The sequence below is a fragment of the Streptomyces sp. ATLC9 genome, from assembly GCF_057196705.1.
Window position 1 is genome coordinate 1 of record NZ_JBXUOY010000657.1, and the last position, 223, is coordinate 223.

The following is a 223-nucleotide window of genomic DNA, read 5'->3' on the forward strand; positions in this document are numbered from 1 at the left end:
GCGGGCCTTCGCCGACGACAAGATCGAGTTCGTGTGGAACAGCGAGGTCGCCGAGCTGCACGAGGACGGCGGCAAGCTGTCCGGGCTGACCCTGCGCGACACCACCACCGGTGCCACCTCCCGGCTGCCGGTGACGGGGCTGTTCATCGCCATCGGCCACGACCCGCGCACCGAGCTGTTCCACGGCCAGCTCACCCTGGACGGCGAGGGCTACCTCACCGTC

1 protein-coding gene is annotated in these 223 nt (G+C 70.4%); it reads left to right on the forward strand.

Translation table 11 applies throughout. The features are described from left to right. Nucleotides 1-223, forward strand: a 223-nt coding sequence (locus AC2CJA_RS27520; RefSeq protein ID WP_484605314.1) for an NAD(P)/FAD-dependent oxidoreductase, incomplete at both ends; no start/stop codon positions are given.